The 12930-nt window shown below is 70.3% G+C and carries 12 protein-coding genes; all 12 read right to left on the reverse strand.

The annotated features are described in order from the left end of the window. Positions 1-29: 29 nt before the first annotated feature. The gene (locus ACFY2X_RS01180; RefSeq protein WP_389930696.1) at positions 30-899 is read right to left on the reverse strand and encodes a DivIVA domain-containing protein; all 870 of its coding nucleotides are present in this window, start codon (positions 897-899) and stop codon (positions 30-32) included. Positions 900-948: 49 nt separating this feature from the next. Next, positions 949-1236 (reverse strand): YggT family protein, encoded by a 288-nt coding sequence (locus ACFY2X_RS01185; RefSeq protein WP_389930700.1) that lies wholly within the window; start codon positions 1234-1236, stop codon positions 949-951. An 82-nt stretch (positions 1237-1318) separates the two neighbouring features. Beyond that, positions 1319-1822 (reverse strand): cell division protein SepF, encoded by a 504-nt coding sequence (locus ACFY2X_RS01190; protein WP_389930705.1) that lies wholly within the window; start codon positions 1820-1822, stop codon positions 1319-1321. 120 nt (positions 1823-1942) lie between these two features. Beyond that, entirely contained in the window at positions 1943-2647 is a 705-nt protein-coding gene (locus tag ACFY2X_RS01195) for a YggS family pyridoxal phosphate-dependent enzyme (protein ID WP_389930710.1), read from the reverse strand. A 90-nt stretch (positions 2648-2737) separates the two neighbouring features. Further along, on the reverse strand, positions 2738-4174 hold the full coding sequence (gene ftsZ, locus ACFY2X_RS01200) for a cell division protein FtsZ (protein WP_389930713.1): 1437 nt from the start codon (positions 4172-4174) through the stop codon (positions 2738-2740). 226 nt (positions 4175-4400) lie between these two features. Beyond that, positions 4401-5078: a cell division protein FtsQ/DivIB gene (locus ACFY2X_RS01205; RefSeq protein ID WP_389930716.1), complete on the reverse strand. Its 678-nt coding sequence runs from the start codon at positions 5076-5078 to the stop codon at positions 4401-4403. 55 nt (positions 5079-5133) lie between these two features. After that, positions 5134-6540 (reverse strand): UDP-N-acetylmuramate--L-alanine ligase, encoded by a 1407-nt coding sequence (gene murC, locus ACFY2X_RS01210; RefSeq protein ID WP_389930719.1) that lies wholly within the window; start codon positions 6538-6540, stop codon positions 5134-5136. Positions 6541-6627: 87 nt separating this feature from the next. Next, positions 6628-7719, reverse strand: coding sequence for an undecaprenyldiphospho-muramoylpentapeptide beta-N-acetylglucosaminyltransferase (murG, locus tag ACFY2X_RS01215; RefSeq protein WP_389930722.1), 1092 nt, complete (start codon positions 7717-7719; stop codon positions 6628-6630). Between the two features lie 14 nt (positions 7720-7733). Next, positions 7734-9014 (reverse strand): putative lipid II flippase FtsW, encoded by a 1281-nt coding sequence (ftsW, locus tag ACFY2X_RS01220; RefSeq protein WP_389930724.1) that lies wholly within the window; start codon positions 9012-9014, stop codon positions 7734-7736. After that, a complete protein-coding gene (murD, locus tag ACFY2X_RS01225) occupies positions 9011-10414 on the reverse strand; it encodes a UDP-N-acetylmuramoyl-L-alanine--D-glutamate ligase (protein WP_389930726.1) in 1404 nt (467 codons plus the stop codon). Before murD ends, ftsW begins: the two co-directional genes overlap by 4 nt. 40 nt (positions 10415-10454) lie before the next feature. Next, the gene (gene mraY / locus ACFY2X_RS01230) at positions 10455-11513 is read right to left on the reverse strand and encodes a phospho-N-acetylmuramoyl-pentapeptide-transferase (protein WP_389930729.1); all 1059 of its coding nucleotides are present in this window, start codon (positions 11511-11513) and stop codon (positions 10455-10457) included. Continuing rightward, complete coding sequence (murF, locus tag ACFY2X_RS01235; RefSeq protein WP_389930733.1) at positions 11510-12922, reverse strand: UDP-N-acetylmuramoyl-tripeptide--D-alanyl-D-alanine ligase; 1413 nt, start codon at positions 12920-12922, stop codon at positions 11510-11512. Before murF ends, mraY begins: the two co-directional genes overlap by 4 nt. Positions 12923-12930 lie beyond the last annotated feature (8 nt).

Here is a 12930-nt window from a genome sequence, read left to right on the forward strand (position 1 = left end):
TACGGGTCAGGGGGGAATGACCCGACACCCTAGCGGCGGTCGTTGTGCTGACCGTCAACGCCCTGGAAGGCGCCCGAATGCTGCGGCGGCTCGCCACCGAACGGGTTGGCCGCGCCCTGCATGGACGGCTGCCCGCCCGGAGCCACGGCGTGGGACATGGCCGGAGGCGCGCCCACGGGACCACCCACGATCGGGAATCCGCCGCTGCCCTCGGCAGCCACGTTCAGCTCGGCAAGCTGGTTCTCCAGGTAAAGCTTCAGGCGGCTGCGGTATTCGCGCTCGAAGCTGCGAAGCTCCTCGACCTTGCGCTCAAGCTCGTCACGGGTCTGCACCAGCGACCCCATCGCCTGGCGGTGCCGCTCCTGGGCGTCGCGCTCCAGCGTCTCGGCGCGGGCACGGGCGTCACCGATGACCTGCTCGGCCTGGCGGCGGGCCTTGCCGAGGATGTCGTCGGCCTCGCGGCGCGCCCGGGTCACCGTCTCGTCCGCCTCCCGGCGGGCGTCGGCGATCGCCTGGTCGGCCGTCTGCTGGGCCAGCGCGAGCACGCGGGCCGCGGTGTCCATGTTGTCCTCGGCCGGGGGCATCCCCATGCCGACGGGAACAGGCTGCTGATGCTGCACCGGCTCGGGAGCCCGCATCGGCTCCGGCTGCTGCATCATCATCTCGGGCTTGGGCTCGGCGACGGGGGCCGGCGCCATGGCCATGCCCATCCCGCCGGGCACCTTGCCCCGCATGCACTCCGCCAGCTTGGCGCGGAGCTCCTCGTTCTCCTGGATGAGGCGGTCCAGTTCGGACTCCACCTCATCGAGGAAGGCGTCTACCTCTTCCTCGTCGTAGCCCGGCCTGAGCCGGGTCGTACTGAATTGCTTGTTCCGCACATCAGCGGGCGTCAGCGGCATTTCGGTCTCCTTGGCGCGCTTGGAGTCTGTCCGGAGGGACGGTACCCGATCAACGAAGCGCGGACACGAGTTGGATCAAGACCAAGACCACAATGAACAGCACTGTGAAGCTTAGGTCAAAGGCCACCGTACCCAACCGGAGTGGTGGAATAAAACGGCGGAGGAACTTGAGAGGTGGGTCGGTCACCGTGTATACGGCTTCCGCCATAACGAGGACGACCCCCGTGGGCCGCCACTGACGTGCGAACGCCTGCACCGTCTCAAAGATCATTCTGCCGATCAGCAGGATCAGGTAGAGGGCCAGGACAAAGACCAAGATCTCGCTAACGATCCCCACGGTCTGTCCCCGCCTCCGCTCCGCTCCGCCGTCCCCGGCCCCGCCGGGACCCGTCCGACCGTTCACTGTTCATGATGGAACTCTAGCTCTGGTTGAAGAACCCGCGTTCCGCGATTCGAGCCTTATCCTCGGCGGTCACCTCGACATTGGCAGGGGACAACAGGAACACCTTGTTGGTAACACGTTCAATGCTGCCATGTAGGCCAAAGACCAGACCTGCCGCGAAATCCACAAGCCGCTTCGCGTCGCTGTCAACCATTTCAGTCAGATTCATGATGACCGGAGTGCCGTCGCGGAAGTGTTCGCCGATTGTCCGCGCCTCGTTGTAGGTGCGCGGGTGAAGTGTCGTGATACGCGCCAGATCGGTCGTGCGGCGCTCTATAACAGCCGTCGCGGGCCTGGGAGCGGGTACGCCTGGGTCCGTGTCGTCCTCGCGGTCGTGGACCGTACCAGGCCGCTCCTCGCCGCTCCGCCGCGAGTCGTCGAAGTCGTCGTACTCGTCGTCGGAATAGCTGTCGTATCTCTCATAGCGGTCGTCCTCCACAAGACCGAGGTAGACCGCCATCTTGCGCATCGCGCCGGCCATCGCTACTTCTTCCTCCGTCTTACTTTGATTTGCCTGGGGCGGTAGCCACACCCCCTTGGAGCTCACCACCGAACGACCTCTATCTGGATACGTGGACGCCAAGGTCCACTTGAAGGGACATTACCTGACGAAGGGCTTCCGGCGACCGAGCAACGCCGTACCGACACGCAGGTGTGTCGCACCATTCGCAATAGCCTCGGACATATCGCCGCTCATACCGGCCGAGATGACATCGGCCCCCGGGTGGGCCCGCCGTACGGACTGTGCGATCTCCCACAGCCTCGCGAAGGCCCTCGCGGGCTCTTCGCCAAGCGGTGCCACCGCCATCACCCCGCCCAGCCGGACCGCCTCGGCGCCGGCGACCGCGTCGGCCAGGGCGGCCACGTCCTCCGGTCGCGCGCCGCCCCTCGCCGGGTCGCCATCCAGTGCGACCTGCACCAGACATGTGATCTCCCTGCCCGCCTTGACCGCCTCATGACTCAGCGCGCTCACCAGGCGTGGGCGGTCCACCGAGTGGACGACGTCGGCGTAGCCGACCACGGAACGAGCCTTGTTGGTCTGCAACTGGCCGACGAAATGCCAGGTGAGACCTAGATCAGCACATTCCCGCGCCTTGACCGAAGCCTCCTGGTCGCGGTTCTCCCCCACGTCCGTCACCCCCAGTTCGGCCAGAAGCCGCACGTCAGAGGCCGGGTAGGTCTTGCTCACCGCGATGAGCGTCAGCTCCTCGCGCCTGCGGCCGGCGGCCTGGCAGGCTTCGGCGATCTTCGCCTCGACCTCGGCCAGACCGGCCGCGATCTCGTCACGTCGTGTTCTTTCCGTCACATCTCCGCCGTTCAAAAACCGACAAACCGGCGGAATCAATTCTCCCTGCCACGGTTGGGTGATCTGCGGCGCACCCAACCGTGAGCAATGTCACTTCAGGAAGTCGGGAACATCGAGTTCCTCCTCCTGCTCCTCGAAGATCACCGGACGGCGCCGGGCGGGGTCGGGGATCCTCGCGGAGATGGGAGTGGGCTGCGCCGGCTCGGGCGCCGGACGCGGGATCGAGACCGGTGGGGCCGGCGCCTCCTCCACCCGGGGCGGCTCGGGCTGCTCGACCGGGAGGTGAACCGGCGGGGCGGGCTGGACCAGCGGGGCCTGCTGAACCGGCTGCGGGGCCGGCATGACCGGCGTCTCCTCCATCGGGGCGGGAGGAGACGGCGGGCTGACCATCGGCCGGACAGGCGGCGGGGCCTGCTCGACTCTCGGCTCGGCCTTCACCGTGGGCGGCGCAGGGCGGACCGGCGAAGCCGTCGAGGGGGCGGGGGCCGGTGGGCGCGCCACCGCCTGGGGGCGCGGAGTCGGCTGCGGAGCCTGCTGCGGACGCGCGACCGGCTGCGGCACCGTGGCATTGGCCTCCCCGCCGGGCTCGTCGAACCCCGCGGCGATCACGGTGACGCGCACCTCGTCGCCGAGGGCGTCGTCGATGACCGTACCGAAGATGATGTTGGCGTCCGGCGCCGCGGCGTTGGAGACGAGCTGCGCCGCCTCATTGATCTCGAACAGGCCGAGGTCGGACCCACCGGCGATCGAGAGCAGCACGCCGTGCGCGCCGTCGATGCTGGCCTCCAGCAGCGGGCTGGAGACGGCCATCTCGGCGGCGGCGACCGACCGGTCGTCGCCGCGCGCGTGGCCGATGCCCATGAGCGCCGAACCCGCGCCGGACATGACCGACTTCACGTCGGCGAAGTCAAGGTTGATCAGACCCGGTGTGGTGATGAGGTCGGTGATGCCCTGGACACCGGAGAGCAGCACCTGGTCGGCCGCCTTGAAGGCGTCCAGCACGCTCACCTGCCGGTCGGAGATCGACAGCAGCCGGTCGTTCGGGATCACGATGAGGGTGTCGACCTCTTCGCGCAGGGTCTCGATTCCCGCCTCGGCCTGCATCGCCCTGCGCCGGCCTTCGAAGCTGAAGGGCCGGGTCACCACGCCGATGGTCAGCGCGCCCAGGGAGCGCGCGATGTTGGCGACCACCGGGGCGCCGCCGGTGCCCGTGCCACCGCCCTCTCCGGCGGTGACGAACACCATGTCGGCGCCCTTGATGACCTCTTCGATCTCCTCACGGTGATCCTCGGCCGCTTTGCGCCCGACTTCGGGGTTGGCCCCCGCGCCGAGGCCGCGAGTGAGTTCGCGCCCGACATCAAGTTTGACGTCGGCGTCACTCATCAGCAGCGCCTGGGCGTCGGTATTGATGGCGATGAACTCGACGCCCTTGAGTCCCTCCTCGATCATCCGGTTGACGGCGTTGACTCCGCCTCCGCCAATTCCTACAACCTTGATGACCGCGAGGTAGTTCTGCGGTGCTGCCACGACGAGGGGCCTTTCCGCTCGTTGACTTGCAATTTCATGCGACACGGGGACCCGTGCCGTCGCTTCCAAAACTCTCACCCTCAAGTTGAGATTTAGATTTATGTCAACCTGAGGAGTGATACGGACAGTAGGAGTTGCGCTCCTGGCGGGTCAACTAACCGCGCCGCAAGGGCGTCCGGCGTGTCGCGGGCTGTCCTTTTCGGGGGACGCGCGTGAATGGCTGGGGTCACTTCACCGTCACGACGTCGGGCGAACTCACGTCATAGGTGTCCGCCGGACGTTTCAGCAGCGTAGCGATGATCCGCGCCTTGGCCGCCGACCTGTCCCGGCCACCCCACACGATCGCGCGGCCGTCCTTCAGCCGTAGCGAGACGGCCTCGGGCGAGGTCGCGACCACTTCCGCGACCCGCCGGGCCAGATCTTCCGGTAGCGCGTCTATGACGGCCAGCGCCGCGCCGATCGTCGGATCGCCTGGCTGCGGCCGGTCCACCCTCAGCACCGGGAGCGACGGAGGCGCGATGTCCTTGATCTCGGTCACCACGCCGTGCCGGTCGATGAGCGCGGCCTTGGTCCCGACCGGCATCACCGCCACCGGTTCGCGCTCCACGATCTCCACCAGGAGCGTGCCCGGCCAGCCACGGCTCACCACGGCCGACTCGACCTGCCGGAGCTTCTTGACCCGCCCCGCGACTTCGTCCACGTCCACGGTGGCCAGGGGCTTGCCCTCGGTCACCCCTGTCGCCTGCTGGATCTGCTGGGCGGGAACGGTGAGATTGCCCACCACCCGGATGTCTCTCACTCCGAGCACCGACGAGAAGAACACCAGCCACGCGGCGCTGCCCACCACCCCTGCGGTGAGCAGCGCCAGGAAGACCGATCTCCACACCCCGCTCAGCCTGTTCAACGCCTCACCCCGTCCGGCGGCCCGGGCACCGGGAATCCGCGGCCCCTCCCGTGGGTCACCGCGCGGCCAGCTCCGCCACGATCCGGGGGCCCAGCTCGGTCACGTCGCCCGCGCCCATGGTGAGCACGATGTCACCGGGCCGCGCCAGGTCCGCCACCAGCGCGGGCACGGCCTCCCGCTGCGGCGCGTAGACCACCTGATCGGCCGGGAGCGGCACCTTGCCCGCCACCAGGGCCCCGGAGACGCCCGGCTCGGGGTCCTCACGGGCGCCGTAGACGTCCAGGACGACGGCCTCGTCGGCCAGGCCCAGGGCGGTGCCGAACTCGTCGGCGAAGAACCTGGTGCGCGAGTAGAGGTGCGGCTGGAAAATCGCGATGACCCTGCCGGAACCGGAGAAGGACGCCACCACGTCCCGTGCCGCACGCAGGTCGGCGGCGAGCTCGGTCGGGTGGTGGGCGTAGCTGTCGAAGACCGCCACGCCCCCCGCCTCGCCCTTGGCCTCGAAACGGCGCTTGGCACCGGTGAAGGCGGCCAGGCCGTCGCGTATCTCGTCGAAGGACACACCCAGCTCCGCCGCCACGGCGATGACCGCGGTGGCGTTGAGGGCGTTGTGACGGCCGGGGACGGCCAGCCTTACCTCTCCGTAGCCTTCGACCCTGAAGGTGACGCCCAGTCCGTCGGGGACGATCTCACTCACCCGGAGGTCGGCGTCTTCGGCCTCGCCGTACGTGGTGACCTTCAGGCCGCGCGCGCGGGCGATCGGGACCAGAGCCGCGGATCCGGGGTCGTCGGCGCAGATCACCATGGACGTGCCGACCCGCTCCACGAACCGGGCGAAGCTGTCGTAGACCGCTCGCGGATCACCGTAGTTGTCCAGATGATCGGGCTCCACGTTGGTCACCACGGCGATGTCCGGGGCCAGCATGAGGAAGGAGCCGTCGCTCTCGTCGGCCTCGGCGACGAACACCCCGCCCGCGCCCTCGTCGGCGCCCAGGCCGGTGGTCACCAGCTGCCCGCCGACGCAGTACGAGGGGTCGGCGCCGCACTTCTGCAGCGCCACCGTCAGCATCGAGGTCGTGGTGGTCTTGCCGTGGGTCCCGGCCAGGGCGATCCCGGTCCGGCCGGCCATGACCGAGGCCAGCGCGGCGGCCCGGGGAATCACCCGCAGCCCCTGGCGCAGCGCCTCGCCCAGCTCCGGGTTGGAGTCGCGGATCGCGGTGGAGACCACCACGGTGTCGACGTTCTTGATATGCGATGCGGCGTGGCCGATATGAACTCTTCCACCCAGCTCGCGTAGCTCCGTCACCAGGTCTGAGCTGCGCGAGTCACTGCCGGAGACCTGCACGCCGCGCTTGAGCAGGATCCGGGCGATGCCCGACATCCCGGCGCCGCCGATCCCGATGAAATGGACCCGCCCGAGCTCCTCCGCCGCGACCGGATCCACCAACTTGACCAAGCTCATGGGCCGCTCACCCCTCCTCATTCGCTACGCGGACGATCTCGTCCCTCGACCGGCCGCCGCGCTCACCGCACCGGGTTCGCGACCGGCTCACCGGTTCTTCCCCTCTGCCGCGATCTGCAGGACCTTGCGGGCGAGCGCCACGTCGGCGTCTTTCCGGCCCATCTTGGAGGCGGCCTCGGACATGATGACCACGCGCTCGGGGTCGGCCAGGATGGGCAGCACGTTCCGGACGATCCACTCCGACGACAGGTCGGCGTCGTCGACCATGAGGCCACCGCCGGTCTGCACGATCGGCTCGGCGTTGAGCCTCTGCTCCCCGTTGCCGTGCGGGAGCGGGATGTAGGCGGCCGGCAGGCCGACCGCGGTCAGCTCCGCGCAGGTCATGGCGCCACTGCGGCACAGGGCGAAGTCGGCGGCGGCGTAGGCCAGGTCCATCCGGTCGACGTACTGCAGCACGACGTACTGCGGGTCACCGGGCGGCGGCTGCTCCTCCAGCGTGTTCTTCGGGCCGATGACGTGCAGCACCTGCACCCCGGCCCGGCGCAGCGCCGGGGCGGCGCCCAGGGCCGCCCGGTTGAGCGAGCGCGCCCCCTGGGAGCCTCCGGTGACCAGCAGCGTGGGCAGGTCGGCCTCCAGGCCGAACCAGGACCGCGCCTTGTCACCCATGGACAGCCGGTCCAGCCCGGCGATCTCACGGCGAAGCGGGATCCCCAGGTACTGCGCGCGGGCCAGCGGCGTGTTCTGGTGGCCGGTGAACACGTGCTCGGTGAGCCGCGCACCCAGCCGGTTGGCCAGTCCGGGCCGCGGGTTGGCCTCGTGCACCACGATCGGCACACCGCGCCGACGCGCCGCCAGATAGGCGGGGGTCGCCACGTAGCCGCCGAAACCGACCAGCACGTCGGCCTGAACCCGGTCCATGATGCTCGCGGCCGTGTTGATGGCGCCCGCCAGGCGTCCGGGCACGGTCAGGAGCTGGGGCGTGATCGCCCTGGGCAGCGGCACCGCGGGCACGAGCTGCAGTTCGTAACCCCGAGCCGGCACCAGCCGTGTCTCCAGGCCACGCTCCGTACCCAGACAGGTGATCCCGATGTTCGGGTCCAGTTGGCGCAGCGCGTCGGCGAGAGCCAGCGCCGGTTCGATATGACCGGCCGTCCCGCCGCCGGCGAGGACCACCCTCATGTCGGTCCTTTCACTCATCGTCTTCCACGGACCGGCCGTCGCTTCCGAGCCGGACCACCCAGGCCAAGCCAGCTTAGGCCCCGCGCCACCGGTCCGGGGCCACGCGCGGCCAGAGCCTCGCGTGCACCGGGCTCGTGTTTGGCGAAGGAGAGCAGCATCCCGAGCGCGGCGAGAGTGGGCAACAGCGCCGATCCGCCATAGGAGACCAGCGGCAGCGGGATTCCGGTGATGGGCAGCACGCCGATCACCGCGCCGATGTTGACGATCGCCTGGCCGGCGATCCAGGCCATCGCCGACGCCGAGGCCAGCCTCACGAACGGGTCCTTGACCCGGACGGCCACGCGCAGCCCCGCGTAGCCGAGCAGGCCGAACAGGGCGATCACCACCAGGGTGCCCATCAGGCCCAGCTCCTCACCGAGGATGGAGAAGATGAAGTCGCTCTCGGCGTGCGGGATCCTGCCCCACTTCTGCCGGCTGGCGCCCAGGCCGAGCCCGAACCAGCCGCCGCTGCCTATCGCGATCTGCCCCTGCACCGCCTGGTAGCCCGCTCCGGCGGCGGTTCCCCACGGATTCAGCCACCCCTCGATCCGCTCCGCGCGGTAGCCCTCGGTGCTGATCATGACGATGGTCGCGAGCACAGCCACGGCGAGGATCCCGCCGAACAGCCGCAGCGGCGCGCCCACCACCCACAGCAGCGCCAGGAAGATCATCATCAGGACCAGCGTGGTGCCGAGGTCGCGTCCCAGCATGACCATGACGGCCAGGATCGCCGTGCCGGGCAGCAGGGGGATGAGCAGGTGGCGCCACTCGATCAGGCCGCCGCGCGCCTTGCGGGCCAGCAGGTCGGCGCCCCAGAGTATGAGTCCCAGCTTGGCGGGCTCGGAGGGCTGCAGGTAGATGGGCCCCAGGTCGATCCAGCGCTGGGCGCCTTGCTCGGCGGTGCCGACGAACAGCACCAGGACCAGGCCGAGAATCGACAACGCCATCAGCGGATATCCGGCGAGCCGGAAGAAGCGCGGCGGCAGCCTTGAGCAGATCCACATGAGGGAGATGCCGAGCGCCGCCGAGACCGACTGCTTGAAGAACCAGAAGAAGGGATCCCCCTTCTTCTGCAGCGCCTCGATGCTGGAGGCGGACAGCACCATCATCAGACCGAGGGCCAGCAGCAGCGCGCTGCAGCCGAGGATCAGGTAGTAGGAGGTCAGCGGCCGGTTGAGCAGCTCGCGAAACGCGGCGAGGTGCTCGCGCACCTCACTGTCCGACCGCTCGGCGCTCTCATGCGCCGTGGCACTCACGCCCGCCCCTCGCCACGCCGGGCCGCAAGACGGTGTACGGCCTGCGCGAACGCCTCCCCCCGCGCCGGGTAACCGGTGAACATGTCCAGAGAGGCGCCGGCCGGGGCCAGCAGCACGGTGTCCCCGGGGGCGGCGAGCCTTGCGGCTTCGGTGACGACATGGTCCATGACCCCAGTGTCTTGTCCGGCCACCTCCACCACCGGGACATTCTCGGCGTGTCGCGCCAGAGCCTGCCGGATTCGCTCGCGGTCGGCGCCCAGAAGCACCGCGGCGCGCAGCCTCGGCGCGGCCCGCTGTACCAGGTCGTCGACGTCGGCGCCCTTGAGCTGGCCTCCGGCGACCCAGACGATCGACGAGTAGGCGGCCAGCGACGCGGCGGCGGCGTGCGGGTTGGTGGCCTTGGAGTCGTCCACGTAGTCGACCTCGTCGATGCGGGCGACGTGAGCGATCCGGTGCGGGTCGGGGACGAAGTCCAGCAGGCCCTGCCGTACGGCTGCCGCGGGCACCCCGTAGGACCGTGCCAGGGCGGCGGCGGCGAGCGCGTTGGCCACGTTATGCGGCGCGAACGGCCGGACGTCGCCCAGCGAGGCGAGCTCTTCGGCGTTGCGCACCGGATCGGCCACGAATGCCCGGTCCACCAGCAGATCCTCGACCACGCCGAGCTGACCGGGCCCCGGCACGCCGAGGGTGAAGCTCACGCTGCGCACACCGGCGCTCTCCCCCGCCCCGCCCTCGTACGGCGCGGCCAGGCGGGCGGAGGACTCGTCGTCGGCGTTGTGCACGATCGTCCCGGCCCGGGCGAAGATCTCACCCTTGGCCCGGGCGTACTCCTCCATGGAACCGTGCCAGTCGAGATGGTCGGGGGCGACGTTGAGCACGGCGGCGGCGTGCGGGGCCACGCTGGGCGAGCGATACAGCTGGAAGCTGGACAGCTCCACGGCCAGCACGTCGCTGGGCCCGCTGACGGCCTCCACGACCGGGGTGCCGACGTTGCCGACCGCGAGCGCCTTGTGCCCGGCGGCGGTCAGCATCGAGGTGAGCATCCGGACCGCGGTGGTCTTGCCGTTGGTGCCGGTCAGCGCCAGCCACGGGGCCGCGCCCGCGGGGCGCAGCCGCCAGGCCAGCTCGACCTCGCTGATCACCTCGATCCCGGCCGCCACCGCGGCGGCGAGCATCGGGTGGTGCGGCGGCCAGCCGGTGGTGACGACGACGGAGGCGCCGGGGGGCGGCTCGGCGGATTCGCCGAAGCGGACCTCGACGCCGAGCCCGGCCAGCTCCGCGGCCGTCGCCCTGGCCCGCTCGCTGTCGCGCCCCTCCAGGACGACCACCTTCTCGCCCCGGGCGGCCATCACGCGGGCGACGACCGTGCCGGAGACCCCGAGACCGGCGACGCAGATCACTCCGCCACCTCCACCGGCCGCGTGGCCGAAGACGCCGCGCTCACGGTTTCGGCATCCATTCGACGTAGAACAGCCCGAGACCGGCGGCGGCGCAGAGGGCGGCGACGAGCCAGAAGCGGACCACGATGGTCGTCTCCGCCCAGCCCGACAGCTCGAAGTGGTGCTGGAGCGGGGCCATCCTGAAGACGCGTTTGCCGGTCATCTTGAAGAAGCCGACCTGGATGATCACCGAGGCCGTGATCACCACGCACATCCCGGCCAGGATGATCAGCAGAAGCTGGGTGCGCGTGGTGATGGCCAGGCCGGCGATCACGCCGCCCAGGGCCAGCGAGCCGGTGTCGCCCATGAAGATCTTGGCGGGCGGGGCGTTCCACCACAGGAAACCGACCAGCGCGCCGAGCACGGCGGCGGCGACCACCGCCAGGTCCAGCGGGTCGCGGACCCAGTAGCAGTTGGGGCTGAGCTGCGTGGTGCAGTTGTTGCGGAGCTGCCAGTTGCCGATCAGGACGTAGGAGACCAGCACCACACCGGTGGCGCCGCTGGCCAGGCCGTCCAGGCCGTCGGTCAGGTTCACCGCGTTGGAGAACCCCACGATCATGAACAGCACCAGGAGCGTGAACCCGATGATGCCGATCGACGGGCCGAAGTCGCGCAGGAACGACAGGCGGGTCTCAGCCGGGGTGATCAGGTAGGCGTTCGGGAAGCGGGTCACCAGAACCGCGAACACCGCGCCGACGACGAGCTGGCCCAGAGCCTTGGCGCCGCTGCGCAGGCCGAGGCTGCGCTGCTTGTAGATCTTGATGAAGTCGTCGAGGAAGCCGACCACTCCCAGGCCCGTCATCAGGAACAGCACGAGGATCGCGGAGACGGTGGGCGGGGTCAGGCTGTACAGGTGGGCGCAGGCGAAGCCGATCAGCGCCGCGATCACGATCACGGTGCCGCCCATGGTGGGGGTGCCGCGCTTGTCGTGGTGGCCGGAGGGCCCTTCCTCGCGGATGCTCTGGCCGTAGCCGCGCCGCGAGAACAGGCGGATCGCCAGCGGGGTGCCGAACATCGACAGCAGCAGGCCGACCGCCGCCGCGATGAGGATCTCCATCATCGGCTACCACCTCCGAGCAGTGCCTCGGCCACGCGCTCCAGCCCGGCCGCGCGCGGCCCCTTGACGAGCACCACGTCACCGGGTGCCAGGAGCTCCGACAGCGCGGCGCAGGCCGCCTCGACGTCGGCCACATGCGCGATCCGGGTGGCGGGCGCCGGGTCCTCGCCGCCCGTGCCGCCCGCGACCGCCCTGGCACCGGCCAGGATCGGGTCCGCGTCGGGGCCGACGACGAACAGGCCTTCCAGTCCCGCGCCCGCGGCCAGGCGGCCCACGCCCTCGTTCAGGGCGTCGCTCTCCTCACCCAGCTCCCGCAGGGCGGCGATGACCGCGAAGCGGCGGCGGCCGCCCGCGAGGGCGTCGAGGGCGCCGAAAGCCGCGCGCATGGAGTCGGGGTTGGCGTTGTAGGCGTCGTTGATCACGGTGACACCGTCGTCCCGGTCGGTGACCTCCATTCGCCAGCGGCTGCGGGGCTCCGCCTCCGACAGCTCCTCGGCGATGGTGGCGACCGGCAGGCCCAGCTCGTAGGCGGCCGCCGCGGCGGCGAGCGCGTTCTCCACGGCGTGCTCGCCGTACAGGCGGAGCATGACCGGTGCGGCCCCGGAAGGGGTGCGCAGCGTGAAGGAGGCGCGGCCGCGCTTGTCGAGCGTCACACCCTCGGCGCGCACCGTGGCGGACTCGGCGCGGCCGTACCAGGTGATCCGGGCCTCGGTGCGCCCGGCCATCGCGGCCACCAGCGGGTCGTCTGCGTTCAATACGGCCACGCCGTCGGCGGGCAGCGCCTCGACCAGTTCGCCCTTGGCCTTGGCTATCGCCTCCTTGCCGCCGAAGACGCCCAGGTGGGCGGTGCCGACGTTGAGGACCACGCCGATCTTCGGGGGGGCGATGCGGGCGAGGTGGCTGATGTGGCCCGCGCCTCTGGCGCTGAGCTCCAGCACCAGGTAGCGGGTGTCCTCGTCGGCCTTCAGCACGGTGAGCGGGTGGCCGATCTCGTTGTTGAACGAGCCCACGGGAGCGACCGTCGGGCCGATTCTGGCGGTGAGGCGGGCCAGCAGGTCCTTGGTGGTGGTCTTGCCCGCCGAACCGGTCACCCCGATGACCGCGGCCGCCGGCAGCTCGGCGCAGACGGCGGTGGCGAGGTCGGTGAGGGCGGCCACGGCGTCACCGACGATGACCGCGGGAGCCTCGACCGGCCTGGAGGCCAGCACGGCGACGGCTCCGTCCGCGATGGCCTGGGCGGCGAAGTCGTGCCCGTCGACCCGGCTGCCCTTGATGGCGACGAACAACGACCCCGGCTCGACGGCACGGGAGTCGATGACGACCGGGCCGCGCACGACCGCACGGGGGTCGGCCATGCCCGCGAGGGCGCCCGAGGTGATCTCGGCGATCCTGGCCAGCGGCAACGGGATCATGATGAGTC

The organism is Streptosporangium sp. NPDC000396, from assembly GCF_042898655.1.
GTDB lineage: Bacteria > Actinomycetota > Actinomycetes > Streptosporangiales > Streptosporangiaceae > Streptosporangium.

Excerpts from the sequence above, each read along its gene's own strand:
- ACFY2X_RS01180 (WP_389930696.1), bottom strand. The coding sequence starts at position 899 with ATGCCGCTGACGCCCGCTGATGTGCGGAACAAGCAATTCAGTACGACC.
- ACFY2X_RS01190 (WP_389930705.1), bottom strand. The coding sequence starts at position 1,822 with ATGGCCGGCGCGATGCGCAAGATGGCGGTCTACCTCGGTCTTGTGGAG.
- murC (WP_389930719.1), bottom strand. The coding sequence starts at position 6,540 with ATGAGCTTGGTCAAGTTGGTGGATCCGGTCGCGGCGGAGGAGCTCGGG.
- murG (WP_389930722.1), bottom strand. The coding sequence starts at position 7,719 with ATGAGGGTGGTCCTCGCCGGCGGCGGGACGGCCGGTCATATCGAACCG.
- mraY (WP_389930729.1), bottom strand. The coding sequence starts at position 11,513 with ATGATGGAGATCCTCATCGCGGCGGCGGTCGGCCTGCTGCTGTCGATG.
- murF (WP_389930733.1), bottom strand. The coding sequence starts at position 12,922 with ATGATCCCGTTGCCGCTGGCCAGGATCGCCGAGATCACCTCGGGCGCC.